The sequence below is a fragment of the Cupriavidus gilardii genome (assembly GCF_017598945.1).
GTDB classification, from domain to species: Bacteria; Pseudomonadota; Gammaproteobacteria; order Burkholderiales; family Burkholderiaceae; genus Cupriavidus; species Cupriavidus gilardii_E.
This window is the reverse complement of sequence record NZ_JAGFTW010000051.1, coordinates 1-14,116: the sequence shown is the minus strand read 5'-3', so window position 1 is coordinate 14,116 and position 14,116 is coordinate 1. Positions and strand designations below refer to the sequence as shown.

Below are 14,116 nucleotides of genomic sequence, written 5' to 3'. Positions count from 1 at the left end.
CCCGCTCATCGCATGCGCGTGCGCCGCATGCCCAGGGCGGCCGCCAGCGCCAGAGAGGCGCCGACCACCATCGCGCCCGTCATCACCGGATGGCGCGTGCTGGCGGTATAGGGACAAGTCCGCACTACGTGCCGGCGGCCCTCGCGCTCGACCAGGTCATTGGTGGCCTGGAACAGTGCATTGTTCTCGCGCGGACCGGCCGGACGGGCGGTGCACTGCGCCCTTCCGAGGAAGCGCCGCATCACGCGGTCGTACAGCGCGGGCATATGGTAAGCAGCCGACGACATTGCCTTGGAGGCCGCGCCGACGAACATGTCGCGGCGGGGATGCTCGGCGGCGAACAGGATCGCCTCGGCCGCCATCTCCGGATCGTAGACCGGCGGGGCCAGCTCCGGCTCGACGTCCAGATAGTTCTTCGCGTGGCTCGCGAACGGCGTATCGAGCGCCGCCGGCTTGATCAGCGTCACCGACACCGGCGCCCGTTCCTGCTCGAGCTCGAGCCGCAGCGAATCCGTAAAGCCCTTGATCGCATGCTTGGACGCCGCATAGGCGCTCTGCAGCGGCAATGGCACGTCGGAGGCTTCGCTGCCCATATTGATGATGGCGCCGCCCCGTTCGCGCAGATGCGCGGCCGCGACCAGCGAGCCGTGCACCACACCCCAGTAGTTGGTATCGAACAGCTTGCGCTGGTCGTCCACCGGGACTTCGTTGTAGCGGCCGTAGATCGTCACGCCGGCGTTGTTGACCCAGGTGTCGAAGCCGCCGAAGCGCTCGATCGCCGCTTGCGCCAGCGCCTTGACCGCCTCGAGATCGCCGACGTCGGTCGGTACGGTGATCACTTCGGATCCGCCCTCGCGCAATTGTTCGGCAAGCTGGTGCAGCGCTTCTTCGCTGCGTGCGGCAAGGACCAGTTTCGCGCCGCGCGCGGCGGCCTTGCGGGCGGCCAGCAGGCCGACACCGCTGGTGGCGCCGGTGATCACGATGACCTGGGACCCGATTTTCTTCAGCGTCATTCTCATCTGCTTGCTACTCCAGCGGCCCGCGTCTCCATGAATGACGTCGCTTCGTCTCTTCATCGCGCTGCGCGAATCGATCGGGTCGAGATAGCGACGCCTGTGGCCGCCGGCACGGGCCTCGCGGCCGGCGGCTCTGGGCCTCTCGCAAGTAGCGTTCCCGATCGCACCACGCGATTCGACACCCGGTATGCGCCGACTCTCGCGCACCTGGCACCGACGCCACGCTCGAACGGGCGACGCTGGCGCGTACTGCGGGCGCGTATTACAAAACGCTGCAATTTCGTCATACCGTCCTGCGCGCTGCGGCGCGCGCGCCGGCAGATTTTTTGTGCGCCATCGGAACCGAACGAGAAGCGTTATAACGGCTCTCGCCATCGGCAACGCATCAACAGCCTGAGAAGTCGCATGCTGGCATGCAAGCTGCAATCACGCTGGCTCTACAAGCGAGCGGATCGCGGCTGTGACGGCTGGCAGCTCGCTCCCCTGGGAGCCCACCATGCAAAGGATCGCGTTGATCAGCGAGCACGCTTCCCCACTGGCCGGACCGGGCAGCGTGGATAGCGGCGGACAGAATATCTACGTGGCGCAGCTGGCGCGCCATCTTGGCAAGCGCGGCTATCCGGTCGACGTGTTCACACGTCGCGACAAGGGCCTGCTGCCCGAGGTCGTGGCGTTCGCCCCCAATGTGCGTGTCATTCATGTTCCCGCGGGCCCGGCGGTCCACGTGCCCAAGGAACAGCTGCTGCCTTACATGGATGACTTCGGCACCTATATGGCCGAATTCATGGCGCGCGATCGCGTCGGCTATATGGTGATGCACGCGAACTTCTTCATGTCGGGTCTGGCTGCGCTGCGAGTCAAGCAAAAGCTTGATATTCCGCTGGTGATGACCTTCCATGCGCTCGGCAAAGTCAGGCGCCAGCACCAGGGCAGCGCCGATGGCTTTCCCGATTGCCGCTTCGAGATCGAGGAGCGGCTGGTACGCGAGTCGGACTGCGTGATCGCCGAGTGCCCGCAGGATCGGCACGATCTGATCCGCCTGTACGGCGCCGATCCCGGCGCCATCGAAACGGTGCCCTGCGGCTTCGATGGCGACGAATTCTCGCCGGTGCCGCGGCTCGAGGCGCGCCGCGCGCTCGGGTGGCCGTCACACGAATTCTCGGTGCTGCAGCTCGGCCGCATGGTGCCGCGCAAGGGCATCGACAATGTGGTGCGCGCGATGGGCGAACTGCGGCGTGCGTTCGGCCTGCGTGCGCGGCTCTATGTCGTAGGCGGCAACTCCGATCAGCCCAGCCCCGCCGCCACGCCAGAGATCGGCCGGCTGCAAAAGATCGCCGCCGAGGAAGGCGTGGTCGACGCGGTCACCTTCGTCGGCCGCCGCGGCCGCGACCAGTTGCGGCTGTTCTACAGCGCGGCCGATGTGTTCGTCACCACGCCGTGGTACGAGCCGTTCGGCATCACGCCGGTCGAGGCGATGGCCTGCGGCGTGCCGGTGATCGGCGCCGCGGTCGGCGGCATCCGCAGCACCGTGCTGAACGGCCGCACCGGCTATCTGGTGCCGCCCAACGATCCGCCCGCGCTGGCCGCGCGGCTGGCGCGCCTCGCCTGCGATCCGACGCTGGCCGAGCGCATGGGTGCATCCGGCCGCCGCCGCGCGCACGCACACTTCACCTGGGCCGGTGTCGCCGCGCGCATGGAAGCGGTGTACGCGCGGCTTGCCGGCGTCACCGTCGACGAAACCGCGCAAACGCCGCAAGTGGCGGCCTGAACGGAGCCCCTCATGAAAGAAGCCAATCGACGCCGCGTGCTGGTCACCGGAGGCGCGGGCTTTCTCGGCTCGCATCTGTGCGACCGACTGGTTCAGGCCGGGCACGACGTGCTGTGCGTGGACAACTTCTATACCGGCAGCAAGGACAACATCGCGCACCTGCTGCGCGAGCCGAATTTCGAGCTGATGCGTCACGACGTGACCTTTCCGCTCTATGTCGAGGTCGACCAGATCTACAACCTCGCCTGCCCCGCCTCGCCGGTCCACTACCAGAGCGATCCGGTGCAGACCACCAAGACGAGCGTGCACGGCGCGATCAACATGCTGGGACTGGCCAAGCGCGTGAAGGCGCGCATCCTGCAGGCGTCGACGAGCGAGGTCTACGGCGACCCGGACTGCCATCCGCAGCAGGAGTCGTACTGGGGCCACGTCAATCCGATCGGTCCGCGCTCGTGCTACGACGAAGGCAAGCGCTGCGCGGAGACGCTGTTCATGGACTACCACCGCCAGCACGGCGTCGACGTGCGTATCGCGCGCATCTTCAATACCTACGGGCCCCGCATGCATCCGGCCGATGGCCGCGTGGTGTCCAACTTCATCACCCAGGCCCTGTCGGGCCAGCCGCTGACGGTCTATGGCGATGGCTCGCAGACGCGCTCGTTCTGCTATGTCGACGATCTGATCGAAGGACTGATCCGGTTGATGGAAGCGCCCGGCGACCACAGCACGCCGATCAACCTCGGCAACCCTTGCGAACTGTCGATGCTCGAGATCGCCCGCAAGGTGCTGGCGGCGACCGGCTCGTCGGCGCCGATCGTGATGCGCCCGCTGCCCGAGGACGATCCGCGCCAGCGTTGCCCCGATATCACGCAGGCGGGCCTGCAGCTGCAGTGGGCGCCGCGCATCGATCTGGACGAGGGGCTGCGCCGCACGGTGGCCTACTTCGCCGAGCGGCTGGCGCGCGGTGCCGGCATGCCGGCGCCCGCGGTCAACGACACGATGAACGACACGGTCAGCGGCACGGTCAGCGGCACCGCGGCGCCGCAGGCCGATGGTCTGGTGGCAGCGGCACAGGCGGTGCAGGCGGCCGCCGGCGTGGCCGCGATCCCGCAGCGGCGCGGCGCGAGGCCCGGCCCGAGGGGAGCGACGCGATGAGCGGCAATATCACCTTCCTGGTCTACCGGCTGGAATGGCATCGCCGCCGCGCCGAGGCGCTGCATGCGGCGCGCAGCGGGCTCTATCGCGAGCTCGGCGATCTGCCCTCGTGCAAGATCTACTGGGCCGCCGACAGCTTTGCACACCGGAATACCACGGCCGTGCGCGCCACCGATTGGCGCGATCCTTGCACCATCGCGGACCCGCAAACCGAACCGGATTGAACCATGTCCCTGTCGGTCTCCGTCCCCCTGGTGGTCATATCGCCGCACCTGGACGACGCCGTATTCAGCTGCGGCAATCTGCTGGCGGCTTGTCCCGGCTCCGTGGTCGTCACCGTCTTCGCCGGCGTGCCGCCGGTCGACATGCCGGCGCCGGATTGGGACCGGCGCGCCGGCTTCTCCAGCGCCGCGCAGGCGATGCTGGCGCGGCGCGAGGAAGACCGCGCCGGGCTGGCCCTCCTCGACGCGCAACCGGTCTGGCTCGATTTCTTCGACAGCCAGTACAACCGGCCTCACACCGTAGGCGAGATCGCCGCCCAGCTGTCGAAGGTGATCTCGCTGCATAACGCCTGCGCGGTGGTGGCGCCGTGCGGTCTCTACCATTCCGACCACACGCTGGTACACGAGGCATGCGCGCGGCTGTGGCGCGAACGCGATCACGGCGGCCCGCCCTGGCTCTATTACGAAGAGGCGATCTACCGGCGCAAGCCCGGCATGCTGCACAAGCTGCTGGCGCGCTGGCATGCGGCCGGCACCGTGTCCACGCCGGTGGACCTGGCCATCGGCGAACACACCGCCACCAAGGCCCGCGCCTGCAACGCCTACGCCAGCCAGCTGGCCATGTTCGACTCCAATACCATCAGCGATCTGAGCGCGCCGGAGCGCTATTGGCAGTGGGAGGCCAGCGCCGGCGATGCGACCGAGGCCCAGACCGCCTGCACCAGCGAGGGCAGCGTGTGAACGCAGCGGATGGCATGACGGCGCCTGCGCTGGCTCGGGACCGGCAAGCGCAGGCGACGGCGCGGGCGTGGACGAACACCGAAGCGCGCGTCAGCGTGGTGGTGTTGACCTACAACCGACGCGAATGGCTGCGCGCCACGCTGACGCGCCTGTGCGCGCTGCCGGAACGGCCCGCGCTCGCCGTCGTCGACAACGGCTCGACCGATGGCACCGCGGACATGGTGCGCCAGGACTTCCCGCAGGCGGCCTTGCTGCGGCTACCCGCAAACCTCGGCGCGGCGGCGCGCAATGTCGGCGTCGATTGGGCGCGCACGCCCTATGTCGCGTTCTGCGACGACGATACCTGGTGGCACCCCGGCGCATTGAAACTGGCCGCCGACACGCTGGACCGGCACCCGGACGTCGCCGCACTGACGGCGCATCTGAAGGTGGTGCGCGACGACGGCGAGCCGCAGACCGATCCGATCAGCCGCATCATGGCCGACAGTCCGCTGCCTTCGGCGGGGCTGCCGGGCAAGGCGATTCTCGGCCTGCTGGCCGGCGCGACGGTGTTTCGCGTGGATGCGTACCGCCGCGCCGGCGGCTACCATCCGCGGCTGTTCATCGGTGGAGAGGAAACGCTGCTGGCGCTGGACCTGGCGGCGCTGGGCTGGCATCTGGTCTATTGCCCCGACCTGATCGCCTACCACCAGCCCTGCCCGATACGCGCGCACAAGATGCGCCGCCGCTTGCTGGCGCGCAATGCGATCTGGTCGGCCTGGCTGCGTCTGCCCGCCGGCGCGGCGCTGCGCGAGAGCGTGCGCATGGTACCGGCGCTGCTGCGTGAAGGCGGACTGGCGGGATGCGTCGATACCGCGCGTGGGCTGCCGTGGGTTCTGCGCGAGCGCACGGTGATTCCGCCGACGGTGCAGCGGTTGCGGCGTTATCTGGGGTCGGCGCAGATGCGGTGATGGTGCGGCGGCGGTTAGCCAGCGCCGCCTGCCCTCTCCCCCAGCCCCTCTCCCGCAAGCGGGAGAGGGGAGCGAACCCGCAGGCTTGCGAAGGCCGATGGTGTTCACCCCCTCCCGCTTGCTGGGAAGCAGCAAACCAGCGGGCTCTCGGTGAACCGACTGTGTTCTCCCTCTCCCGCTTGCTGGGAAGAGCAGCAAACCAGCGTGCTCTTGGTGAACCGACTGTGTTCTCCCTCTCCCGCTTGCGGGAGAGGGCCGGGGAGAGGGCAAGTGGGCGTACGCTCCGCGACAACGCCCCACTATCCCAACCTTACTGCGCCACCTGCCTCAACACCCCACACCAATCCTCCACAAAGCGCCCAATCCCGAAGCGCTCCCTGGCGCTCGCGCGCGCCTGCTCGCCCCATTCCCTGGCCAGGCCCGGATCGTCGATCAGCCGTCGCATCACCTCGACCAGCCGATCGAGCCGCGTATCGACATAGCCGTTGTATTCGTTGCGGATGGCCGTCGACATCTCGGTCGTCGCCATTCCGACCACCGGCATGCCGATCATCATCGCCTCGACCACGGCCAAGCCCAGGCTCGTATAGCGGATCGGATTGAAGAAGAACCGGTAGCGCGCAATAAAGGCCGCCAGCTCGGGATTGGGCACCTCGCCCAGCCCGCCGGCCTCCTCGGCCGCCATGCCGACCAGATCGAGCGGCACCTGCTCGCGCGCCTGCGCAAAGATATCTGCGCCCAGCCGGCGGCCCCGTTTGGTCAGATTGTTGACCACGCTGATGCCGCGCGGTGCCTCCCCGCTGTAACGCACCGACGGATCGACCAGCACGCCGTGCTCGATCACGCAGTGCGGCGTCACGCCGCTGTCCCACATCAGCGCATTGAACGGCGTCACGTGGACCAGCATCACGTTCGGGTCCTGCACCGGATGCACGGTCGCGGTCGGATGCTGCTGCGGCGGATCGTGTTCCAGAAAGATCGTCGGCAGCCGCCGCTGCGCCTCGGTCAGCAGCGTTTCGCGATCGCTGTCCCAATGGCGTTGGTGCTGGTACAGCACGCAATCGAACTCGGACTTCGGCACATCGTCGTAGGCGACCTCGTGCACGTTGTCGCCCCACGGCAGCGCGCCGACCGCGCCGGCGTAGCCGGGCGGCGAACCCGGCTTGGTCACCAGATACAGGTCGTGCGGGATCTGCGACAGGTAGTACAGGTAGTTGCCGTGAACGTGCCAGGTCAGGATGCGCAGCCGTTCAGGCATGGCTGACCTCCTGCGTCTCGCGCGACTGCCCGATCATCGCCATCGCGGCCGCCACCACGTCGTCGACCTCCACGCCCTCGGCACAGAGATGGCCCACCGGGCAATCCTGATGCATGCACGGACGGCACGCCGGATAGTCGGCCAGCACGCGATGGCGCGTGGTATCCAGCGGCGCCCAGCGCGCGCTGTCGCTGCCGCACGAGACCACCACGCTGGGCGTGCGCATCGCCGCGGCGATATGCGAGGCGCCGGTGTCGTTGCACAACAGCAGCCGCGCGTGCTTCACGACCGCGGCCATCGCGCCAAGATCGGTCTTGCCGCACAGGTTGATCACCGGCGAGCCGAGCGCGCCGCACAACTGCGCCGCCAGATCGGCCTCGTCCGGAGTACCGGTCACCACGATCTTCCAGTGCTGGCGCAGTTGCTCCGCCACCGCGGCGAAACGCTCGACCGGCCAGCGGCGCGAATGCATGCGCGCACCGGGATGGATGCAGATGAAATTGCCGGGCATCAGGTCGTACATCAGCGCCAGCCGCTGCCACGCCGCGTTGTCCGCGGGCCGCAGCGGAAATTCGAGCTGGGTGCCATCGGACGGATAGCCGAGCCGGCTGGTCAGCGCCAGCAGCCGCTCGATCTCGTTGCCGCCCGGCCAGTCGATCAACAGCTCGTTGAGCGGACGCGCACCGTACGACAGCGCGCCGGGCATCCATTTGCGTTCGGAGCGGCCCGCGGTCGGCGCCGCCGGCACCGGCCGAAATCCGGCCATCTGGCGGGCGCCCAATTGCCGCACGATCGCGTTGGTCACCAGCCCGCTGCCATGCAGCTGGATCGCCAGATCGAACTGGCGCTCGCGCGCCTGCCGGTAGAAGGCTTCGGTCTCCTCCGCGCGGATCGGCTGCTCCGGCATCCCCGGCGCCCCTGGAAACACCATCAGATCGTCGACCAGATGCGAGAAGCGCTCGACGAACGAGGCGGCCCACGGCAGGCCGATCAGGGTGATGGTTGCATCGGGCTCGGCCTTGCGCAGTGCGCGCAAGGCCGGCACCGCGCACAGCATGTCACCCAGTTGCAGCGCTCGGAATACGGCGATCCGGCGCGGACGCTCCGCGAATCTGATCATAGGAAACCAACCTTGAAGGCAAGGGCGCCGCGCAGGCGCCAGTACAGGGAAAGCGGGGGAATCAGAATCGAAGTCGCGATCATCTCGGCGACATGCGAAGGTGTCAGCGCGGCGCCGCGCAGCCGGCGGATGCAGAACCAGGCCGTCAGCGCAAGCCAGACGCCGAAGCCGGTCCATGCGAGCGGCGCATGACCGGCCAGCGCGGCGATCAACGCCACCAGCAAGCCGAGCATCGACACGTAGTAGTGCCACGGCGGAATCGGGCGGATGCGCTCGCGATACCAGCGGGGATGCTTCTTGTACAGCAGCGCGTCGAAGAACACCTTGGATTGCGCAGCGATGCTGCTGCCCCACGGCGCCGGCCGCACCGGATGCACCACCATCGCGCCGGGTGCGTTGCCGATCGGACCGACCTGCTGCAGCAGGCGGAACTGCAGATCGGAATCCTCGCGCCAGGCGCGCGTAAAGCGTTCGTCGAAGCCGCCGACCTTCAGCAGCGCCTCCTTGCGGACGAAGCAGTTGGCGGTGACGAATTCCGCGGTGGCAAGGCCACCGGTATCGCGCTGATGGTCGGTCGGGCGCGCCGGCAGCGGCACCACCACCTTGCCCGTCATCGCGCAGCATTGCGGCGAGGTCGACAGGGCGCGGCAGCCTTCGCGCAGCCAGCCGGGATCGGGGATGGTGTCGTCGTCGGTGAACGCGATCACCGACGCACGGGCGATGCGCCAGCCGGCATTGCGCGCGGCGGCCGGCCCTTGCGTGTCCGGCACCGCCAGATAGCGCAGCGTGCAGCGCGGCCACACGCCCGCGAGCTCGCTGACCAGACGCTCGACCTCGGGCTGGCAACCGTCATCGGCGACGATCACCTCGAACGTGCCGGCGCCGAACTGCTGCACCCCGATCGCGCGCAGGCAGCGGTGCAGCAGGTCCGGGCGGCGGTAGGTCGGGATCACGACCGAGACCAGCGGCTCGATGTTCGCGGTCTCGTCGTTGCCGATCGCTTCGTCCGCGGGGTCATGCAGCGGCATGGGCGCCCTCCCGCACAGGCTTTTCCAGCAGGAACGGACCGATCACCAGCGCATCGAGCGGCGAGGTCCAGAAGCATTCGACCGCATCGCGCGGTGTGCAGACGATCGGCTCGCCCCGCGTGTTGAACGAGGTATTGACCAGGATCGGCACGCCGGTGCGCTGCTCGAATGCCGCCAGCACGTCGTAGTAGGCAGGGTTCTGCTCCCGCCGCACGGTCTGCACGCGGGCGGTGCCATCGACGTGGCAGACCGCCGGAATGCGATCCTCGCGTCCCGACTTGACGTTGAAGACGAACAGCATGAACGGCGCGCGCCAGTTGCCGGGACAGGCCGCGGTAAACCATTCGGCGGCGCGCTCCTCCATCACCACGGGTGCCACCGGCCGGAAGTCTTCGCGGTCCTTGATCAGGTTCAGCTTCTGCTGCATCGACGGATCGATCGGGGAGGCCAGGATCGAGCGGCCGCCCAGCGCACGCGGGCCGAACTCCATGCGGCCCTGGAACCAGCCGATGATCTTGTTCTGCGCGAGCAGCTCGGCGGTCTCGCCCGCGACGTCGTCCAGCCTGCGGTACGGCAGCTTGGCCTGGTCCAGGAAGGCAGCGATCTCCTGCTCGTCGAAGGCCGGGCCGTAATAGGCGTGCTCCATCGCCCAGCGGCGCGCCGGCTTGCCGCGCTGCTGCCAGTCGATCCACAGCGCCGCGCCGAGCGCGGTGCCGGCATCGCCGGCGGCCGGCTGCACCCACACTTCGTCGAAGGCGCCCTGGTCGCGCACCCGCGCGTTCATCACGCAATTGAGCGCGACGCCACCGGCCATCGCCAGCTTGCGCTCGCCGGTTTCGGCGGCGAGCCACGCCGTCATCCCCAGCACGGTCTCCTCCAGCACCAGCTGCAGCGAGCGGGCGATATTGAAATGCTCGCGCGTGAATTCGCTGCCCCGCACGCGCGGCGGCCCCAGCACCGCTTCCAGATCGACCTGGTCGATGCGGTAGCCGCCCTCGCGGTCGCCGTGCACCATCGCGCGGAACACGTCCGCACGGGTCGGCTCGCCATACGAGGCCAGCGCCATCACCTTGTACTCGTCCGACGAATGCAGGAAGCCAAGGTGCCGCGTCACGCGTTCATAGAGCAGCCCCAGCGAATCGGGCAGATCGATCTGCTTGATGCGACGGTAGTCGCGCCCGTCGAACACGCCATAGCTGGTGGTCGCACGCTCGCCGCGGCCGTCCATCGTCAGCACCGCGCAGCGATCGAACGGCGCTGCCAGGAAGGCGCTGGCCTCGTGCGCCATATGGTGCTCGACGTAGTGCCAGCGGTACGGCGCCTCGGCACTGCTGCGCACGGTGGCGAAGCGCTTCTGCAGATGGTGCGGCACGCCCGAAATCAGCTGCCGCGGCGCGTTGACGACATAGGACAGGAACAGCGGATCCCACGGGGAATCGGCCACGCCCGGCTTCGCATGGCGCGACGGCTCGAGCGGCAGCGTCACCGTTTCGTCGTCGCGCCGCTCGCCCAGCATCACCGCCGGATCGAAGGAATAGGCGACATGGTCGATGTCGGCCAGCGTGATGCCGGCCTCCTTCAGGCAGTAGTCGATCGCATGGTAGGGCAGCTCCCAGGCCGTGAAAGGCACCGGCCGCTTGCCGTGCTTGATGTGCGTGAACCGTTCGTCTTCCGCCGCGGCAATGACCTCGCCGTCTCGCACCAGGCAGGCGGAGGTGTCGTGATAGGCGGCGTTGATTCCAAGCGTGTACATGGCGGCTCCTCAGCGCGATTCCTTCTGTCGGATTCAGGTGGCCAGCACCGCGCCACTGGCGCGCACCGGCGGCAACGGGGGCATGACGGGGGCCGGCACAATCAGCGGCGGCAGCGCATCCTCGACAGCCGGCACGCCGGCCAGCAGTTCGCGCGCCGCGGCGACGACCTGCGCCACGTCGACATCGGTCAGGCAACGGTGGTGCTGCTGCGGGCAGACGCTCTTGTAGCAATAGCGGCACGGCACGTCGGCATACAGCGTGCGGTGCGGCACCTGCCACGGCGTGTGCTGCGGATTGGTCAGCGCGTAGAGATCGACCACCGGCGTGCCGAGCGCAGCCGACAAATGCACCGGCCCGCTGTTGTTCGAGATCAGCAGATCGGCATGCTCGATCAGCGCGCCCATCTGGCCCAGCGTCAGCTCGCCAGCGATGCCGACCACGTGCGGGTGGTCCGCGGCGCTGCGTACGCTGTTGACCAGCGGCTGCTCGCCGACGCCCCCGGTCAGCAGCACCAGCGCGCCATCCTGTTCGGCCAGCGTGCGCGCGACCTCGGCAAAGCGCGGCGCCGGCCAGCGGCGCGACTCGGCGGTGGCGCCGGGGTGCATCACCACGCAGCGAGGGGGCGCGGCACGTGCTCCCTCACCCTGGCCCTCGCCCTCCCCCTGCCAGCGTTGCAGCAGCCGCTGCACCGCGCGCCGATCGTGCGGCTGCACGCGGAAGCGCAGCCGCGAGTCCGCCGGCACCGCGCCGACCGTGGCGACCAGATCGAGCTGGCGTTGGGTCTCGTGACGGACCTGCGCTTGCGGTTCGGTCTCCGGCACCCAGTCGCTGAGCAGTTCGTACGGGTTCTCGCGGCAATGCGCGAGCCGCAGCGGAATGCCGGCCATCGTGCAGAGCAGCGCGGCCGGCAACGGGTTCTGGCTGTAGACGGTGAAGATCACCGCCGCGTCGAAGCGCGCGGCCTGCAGCCGCTGGGCCCACGGCAGCACGCTGCTGGCGGTGCGGTTGCCGGTGCCGTTGCCTTTCACCCAGGGCGCATCCCAGGTCAGCAGCGTATCGATCATCGGCAGGTGGCTGGCCAGCGCCGCGGCGCCGCTCGAGGTCAGCAAGGTCAGATGACGGGACGGGTCGCTGTCCTTCAGCGCCTGCATCGCGGGCGTGGTCATCAACACATCGCCCATATTGTCCAGCCGCACGCACAGGATGCGTTTGGCGTCGCGCCATGCCGTCATCGTCATGAGGCCTCCACCCGGCAACGTTCGGCGTGCCGCACCGTGCCGCCCAGGTGGCGGACCACGATGCGGGCGGCCTGGTCCAGATCGGCGACGACATGCTCGGGCGTGCGGTACGGGCCGCGCACCCATTCGGTCTCGTTGCCGCAATCGACCAGGATGGTGTGGCAGCCGGCGCGCTGGCCCGCCTCGATGTCGTCGAGGATGTCGCCGATCATCCAGGAGCGGCGCAAGTCAAAGCGCAGCAGCGCCGCGGCATGGCGCAGCAGTCCCGGCAACGGCTTGCGGCACAGGCAGGTGCGCGTGAAGCGCGGCACCACGCCTTCCGGATGATGCGGACAGAAGAAGAAGCCCGACAGCCTGGCGCCGTGGGTCGCGAACAGTTCGCCCAGGCGCTGGCGCATCGGCGCAAGCGCCTCGGGTTCGAAGCGGCCGAGCGCGAGGCCGGGCTGGTTCGACACCACCACCAACGGCACGCCAAGCCGGCCGAGCCGCCGCAGCGCCCGCGCGGCGCCGGGCGCGAGCCGCATCCTGTCGGGGTCGACGTTGTACGGCACGTCCTGCAGCACCGTGCCGTCCTTGTCCAGCAAGACCGCGCCGGGGAATCCACTGCCTGCCGCAGCCGGACCGGCGGCGCCCGCCACCGCGCCGGCGCCGGGGTCGTCGATCACGGCCACGATGTTTCCTTCATCGGCAGCACCATGACCTCGGGGATCACGGTCTCTTCGGGCTGGGTCAGCACGAAGCGCACCGCGCGCGCGACATTGGCCGGGTCCTGCAGGGTGGACTGGTCGATATCGGCGAAGCGGTCGAGCAGGAAGGGGGTACGCATGCCGCCGGCGACGATGGCCGAGACCTTGATGCCGTGCGGCCGCAGTTCCGCGTGCAGCGCGTGCGAGAAGCCCAGCAGACCCCATTTGGTGGCGTGGTAGGCCGAGGCATTCGGCCAGGCGCGTTTGGACGCGGTGGACGCGATATTGACGATATGGCCGCCGCCCTGCGCCTTGAGCATCGGCACCACGGCATGCGACATCAGATACGGGCCGTACAGATTGACCATCAGCACGCGGTGCCAGCGTTCGGTCTCGACCTCGTCGACCGGCAGCGTGATGTCGATGGCGGCGTTGTTGACGATGCCGTCGAGCCGGCCGCTGCGTTCGCGCACCTGCTCGAAGGCAGAGCGCACCGCGACCGGCTCGGCGACGTCGAAGGACAGCGAATAGGCCCGCTCGCCGCTGGCGTCGAGCTGTTCGGCGCAGGTGCGGGCCAGCCCTTCGTCGACATCGGCGACCACCAGGTTCGCGCCGGCCGCCGACAGGTTCTGGCAGATCGCGGCGCCCAGCCCGCGCCCTCCTCCGGTCACTAGAAAGGTCTTGCCTTGCAGGCTGGCGTCTTTCGCAGCGGTCATTTCAGCTCCTGATGTTGGCTTGGAAGGCATGACCGGATTCGGCGCGGGCGCAAGGATACGGCGCGAGGCAGGCGCGAGCGCGACGCGCTGCGGCGGGACGGAAAAAGGGGAATGCACGGCACCGCTCCCCATTTCCGGTTGCCCGCCGCACCGTGCGACGGCGGCGAATCCGGTTCTCTGTGGGAATGCCTTCAGCGAATTGCATGCCAGACGCGTGATGGCGCCGTGGCTTGCCGTTTCGGGGGAAACGGTTTTCCCATGTCCGGAGTTACATGGGGGGTGTTGGCGTTTATGCCGTGGCTGGTAAAAGTTGCACGGCGGGGTTGGAGGCCCGCTGACCCTTGTATGTTGCAAAATTCGTCCCGGACGCCTCAGATCGATTGACCCATGCTCTGAGCGCGAGCTCAAGTTCGAGGGAGAGCGAGGATCGGGGCGTCCAATTCTTGGTAGCGTTCAGCCTAAGCC

13 protein-coding genes are annotated in these 14,116 nt (G+C 68.5%); 5 read left to right on the top strand and 8 right to left on the bottom strand.

Annotation, left to right across the window (positions count from 1 at the left end; all coding sequences use genetic code 11):
- Positions 1-5: 5 nt before the first annotated feature.
- Positions 6-1,019, bottom strand: a complete 1,014-nt coding sequence (locus tag J5T34_RS18970) for an SDR family oxidoreductase (RefSeq protein ID WP_208581805.1) — start codon at positions 1,017-1,019, stop codon at positions 6-8.
- Between the two features lie 493 nt (positions 1,020-1,512).
- On the opposite strand from J5T34_RS18970, the gene J5T34_RS18965 reads away from it, so the two are divergent.
- The 5 genes from J5T34_RS18965 to J5T34_RS18945 are packed head-to-tail and all read left to right on the top strand — an operon-like array spanning position 1,513 to position 5,851.
- Positions 1,513-2,784, top strand: a complete 1,272-nt coding sequence (locus J5T34_RS18965; RefSeq protein WP_208581803.1) for a glycosyltransferase family 4 protein — start codon at positions 1,513-1,515, stop codon at positions 2,782-2,784.
- 12 nt (positions 2,785-2,796) lie between these two features.
- Complete coding sequence (locus J5T34_RS18960; RefSeq protein ID WP_208581800.1) at positions 2,797-3,939, top strand: UDP-glucuronic acid decarboxylase family protein; 1,143 nt, start codon at positions 2,797-2,799, stop codon at positions 3,937-3,939.
- Positions 3,936-4,163: a hypothetical protein gene (locus J5T34_RS18955; RefSeq protein WP_208581798.1), complete on the top strand. Its 228-nt coding sequence runs from the start codon at positions 3,936-3,938 to the stop codon at positions 4,161-4,163. Before J5T34_RS18960 ends, J5T34_RS18955 begins: the two co-directional genes overlap by 4 nt.
- A gap of 3 nt (positions 4,164-4,166) precedes the next feature.
- Positions 4,167-4,901: a PIG-L deacetylase family protein gene (locus J5T34_RS18950; protein WP_208581796.1), complete on the top strand. Its 735-nt coding sequence runs from the start codon at positions 4,167-4,169 to the stop codon at positions 4,899-4,901.
- A 14-nt stretch (positions 4,902-4,915) separates the two neighbouring features.
- The gene (locus J5T34_RS18945; protein WP_244259068.1) at positions 4,916-5,851 is read left to right on the top strand and encodes a glycosyltransferase family 2 protein; all 936 of its coding nucleotides are present in this window, start codon (positions 4,916-4,918) and stop codon (positions 5,849-5,851) included.
- Between the two features lie 310 nt (positions 5,852-6,161).
- On the opposite strand, the gene J5T34_RS18940 is transcribed toward J5T34_RS18945, so the two are convergent.
- The 7 genes from J5T34_RS18940 to J5T34_RS18910 are packed head-to-tail and all read right to left on the bottom strand — an operon-like array spanning position 6,162 to position 13,651.
- A complete protein-coding gene (locus tag J5T34_RS18940; protein WP_208581794.1) occupies positions 6,162-7,109 on the bottom strand; it encodes a glycosyltransferase family 4 protein in 948 nt (315 codons plus the stop codon).
- The gene (locus J5T34_RS18935; RefSeq protein WP_208581792.1) at positions 7,102-8,229 is read right to left on the bottom strand and encodes a glycosyltransferase family 9 protein; all 1,128 of its coding nucleotides are present in this window, start codon (positions 8,227-8,229) and stop codon (positions 7,102-7,104) included. The genes J5T34_RS18940 and J5T34_RS18935 overlap by 8 nt, the downstream gene beginning before the upstream one ends.
- Positions 8,226-9,257: a glycosyltransferase family 2 protein gene (locus tag J5T34_RS18930; protein ID WP_208581790.1), complete on the bottom strand. Its 1,032-nt coding sequence runs from the start codon at positions 9,255-9,257 to the stop codon at positions 8,226-8,228. Before J5T34_RS18930 ends, J5T34_RS18935 begins: the two co-directional genes overlap by 4 nt.
- The gene (locus tag J5T34_RS18925; RefSeq protein WP_208581788.1) at positions 9,244-11,010 is read right to left on the bottom strand and encodes a carbamoyltransferase family protein; all 1,767 of its coding nucleotides are present in this window, start codon (positions 11,008-11,010) and stop codon (positions 9,244-9,246) included. The genes J5T34_RS18930 and J5T34_RS18925 overlap by 14 nt, the downstream gene beginning before the upstream one ends.
- A gap of 33 nt (positions 11,011-11,043) precedes the next feature.
- Positions 11,044-12,249 (bottom strand): glycosyltransferase family 9 protein, encoded by a 1,206-nt coding sequence (locus tag J5T34_RS18920; protein ID WP_208581786.1) that lies wholly within the window; start codon positions 12,247-12,249, stop codon positions 11,044-11,046.
- Entirely contained in the window at positions 12,246-12,887 is a 642-nt protein-coding gene (locus J5T34_RS18915) for a D-glycero-alpha-D-manno-heptose-1,7-bisphosphate 7-phosphatase (RefSeq protein WP_208582018.1), read from the bottom strand. The genes J5T34_RS18920 and J5T34_RS18915 overlap by 4 nt, the downstream gene beginning before the upstream one ends.
- Before the next feature lie 23 nt (positions 12,888-12,910).
- Positions 12,911-13,651 carry an SDR family oxidoreductase gene (locus J5T34_RS18910; RefSeq protein ID WP_208581784.1) on the bottom strand — a complete coding sequence of 247 codons (741 nt, stop codon included), beginning with the start codon at positions 13,649-13,651 and terminating at the stop codon, positions 12,911-12,913.
- Positions 13,652-14,116: the final 465 nt, after the last annotated feature.

What these genes read in the sequence shown, in the direction of transcription:
- J5T34_RS18950 (WP_208581796.1), top strand. Translation starts at nt 4,167, where the DNA reads ATGTCCCTGTCGGTCTCCGTCCCCCTGGTGGTCATATCGCCGCACCTG.
- J5T34_RS18945 (WP_244259068.1), top strand. Translation starts at nt 4,916, where the DNA reads ATGACGGCGCCTGCGCTGGCTCGGGACCGGCAAGCGCAGGCGACGGCG.
- J5T34_RS18965 (WP_208581803.1), top strand. Translation starts at nt 1,513, where the DNA reads ATGCAAAGGATCGCGTTGATCAGCGAGCACGCTTCCCCACTGGCCGGA.
- J5T34_RS18935 (WP_208581792.1), bottom strand. Translation starts at nt 8,229, where the DNA reads ATGATCAGATTCGCGGAGCGTCCGCGCCGGATCGCCGTATTCCGAGCG.
- J5T34_RS18955 (WP_208581798.1), top strand. Translation starts at nt 3,936, where the DNA reads ATGAGCGGCAATATCACCTTCCTGGTCTACCGGCTGGAATGGCATCGC.
- J5T34_RS18920 (WP_208581786.1), bottom strand. Translation starts at nt 12,249, where the DNA reads ATGACGATGACGGCATGGCGCGACGCCAAACGCATCCTGTGCGTGCGG.
- J5T34_RS18940 (WP_208581794.1), bottom strand. Translation starts at nt 7,109, where the DNA reads ATGCCTGAACGGCTGCGCATCCTGACCTGGCACGTTCACGGCAACTAC.
- J5T34_RS18930 (WP_208581790.1), bottom strand. Translation starts at nt 9,257, where the DNA reads ATGCCGCTGCATGACCCCGCGGACGAAGCGATCGGCAACGACGAGACC.
- J5T34_RS18910 (WP_208581784.1), bottom strand. Translation starts at nt 13,651, where the DNA reads ATGACCGCTGCGAAAGACGCCAGCCTGCAAGGCAAGACCTTTCTAGTG.
- J5T34_RS18970 (WP_208581805.1), bottom strand. Translation starts at nt 1,019, where the DNA reads ATGAGAATGACGCTGAAGAAAATCGGGTCCCAGGTCATCGTGATCACC.
- J5T34_RS18925 (WP_208581788.1), bottom strand. Translation starts at nt 11,010, where the DNA reads ATGTACACGCTTGGAATCAACGCCGCCTATCACGACACCTCCGCCTGC.
- J5T34_RS18960 (WP_208581800.1), top strand. Translation starts at nt 2,797, where the DNA reads ATGAAAGAAGCCAATCGACGCCGCGTGCTGGTCACCGGAGGCGCGGGC.